This window comes from Streptomyces sp. SID3212 (genome assembly GCF_009865405.1).
Lineage (GTDB): Bacteria > Actinomycetota > Actinomycetes > Streptomycetales > Streptomycetaceae > Streptomyces.
Window position 1 is genome coordinate 1 of sequence record NZ_WWJY01000349.1, and the last position, 1,046, is coordinate 1,046.

Here is a 1,046-nt window from a genome sequence, read left to right on the forward strand (position 1 = left end):
AGCCGCGCGCCGAGCAGCGCCACCAGGGCCGGGACGACGAGCACCGGCACCGCCACGCCCCCGGCCGACAGCCCCGCCGCCGCGCCGGCCGCCACGAGCAGCCCGGTCGCGTACACGACGGCCACACAGCCGAGCACCGCCTGGACGAGCACCCGGAGAGGGACGAGCGGCGTCTCCGTGGACCCTTCCCGCCGCCCCGCGTACTCCACCGCCACCGCCGTGCCCGCGTGAAGAAGCGTCAGGGTCGCGAGCACCGTCACCGTCGCGGGCCGCGTCGCGAGGGACAGCAGCGCGGCTCCGGCCCCCGCGGCCAGGGCACAGCACAGGGCCGTGATCGTCACCGAACCGTGCGGGGTAACCCTGGTACGGCCGGGGAGGACAACGAGTGTCAGCGCGAGGGCCGTCAGGACCACCGGCACCACCAGCGCCGCGCCGAACCCGAGGTCCAGCGTCAGCGGCAGGACGAGCAGCGCGGCCCAGACCAGCGCCACGACCCCGGACAGCAGGGCGGCCCGCGCCCGGTCCGGGCCGGTCGCCGCACCGTCGGCCTCACCGCCGGCCGGACCGGTGGTCGCATCGGCACCCGAGGCCCCGGCCGTCTCCGACACCGCCCCTCGCGTCCGCCCGTACGCCACCCCCAGCGCCCCGGCCACCATCAGCAGCACCAGGGGAGCGGTCGTCAGGCCGGACCACGGGAAGTCCGCCCCGGCCACCACCCGCGCCCGCCCCGGCGCGCCCGACCACACGTCGGCAAGCCCCCGCACCCCACCGCCCAGGGCCACCGCCACCAGCGGCAGCGTCCACACCACCGAGAACGCCCCCACACCCCCCGCGACACCGACCAGTCCCCGAACCACCGGGCGCGGCAGCCGCATCCGTACACCAGGCACCAGGACCGTCACCGCGACCACCCCCACCGCGCCCAGCACGTACGCGGGCACCGCCCAGCTGTCCGGCACCCCCGGGCGCAGCACCCCGCCGACAGCCGCGATCGCCGCGAGACCCGACACCCCCGCGCACCCGACGGCCCCGCCCGGCAGGCGCAG

At 78.2% G+C, this 1,046-nt stretch carries 1 pseudogene; it reads right to left on the reverse strand.

Annotated features, from left to right (window positions below):
• A pseudogene (locus GT042_RS10510) lies at nt 1-1,010 on the reverse strand (hypothetical protein); the annotation flags it as partial.
• Nucleotides 1,011-1,046 lie beyond the last annotated feature (36 nt).